The organism is Oleiphilus sp. HI0128, from assembly GCF_001635365.1.
The window spans coordinates 1-434 of record NZ_LWGG01000327.1 but is presented as its reverse complement, the minus strand read 5'-3'; the positions used below and the strand labels follow the sequence as shown (position 1 = coordinate 434).

1 pseudogene is annotated in these 434 nt (G+C 45.9%); it reads right to left on the bottom strand.

Annotated features, from left to right (window positions below):
• A pseudogene (gene fadH, locus A3763_RS04140) lies at positions 1-270 on the bottom strand (NADPH-dependent 2,4-dienoyl-CoA reductase); the annotation flags it as partial.
• Positions 271-434: the final 164 nt, after the last annotated feature.

Here is a 434-nt window from a genome sequence, read left to right as displayed (position 1 = left end):
GGTAACGCGACGATGCAATAAAGCCGTTAGTTTATTATCCATTCTAGAGCCCAAAGGCAAAAGCTCACCACGGCGGTTTGGAGAGAAACCGCCCGTAATCATCAGGCCCACCCCACCCCGAGCTCTTTCAGCAAAGAAAGCCGCCAGCTTATCGATATGATAAAAACGGTCTTCCAAGCCCGTGTGCATAGAACCCATAATGACGCGGTTCTTTAGAGTCGTAAAACCAAGATCGAGAGGGGCTAGCAAGTTAGGATAATGGGGATTCATAAGGAGCCTCGGCAGAAAAATTTTGTGCAAGTCTAAAGCGTTTTAGGCCAATTTGAAACTCCCTTCTTAAGGAGTTTCGCGGGCATGGAGTAATACTTGATACGGTAGAAAGTGATCAGATTAAGATATCTTGGTTAGGGTATTTTCATCGGTATGTTCGAAGC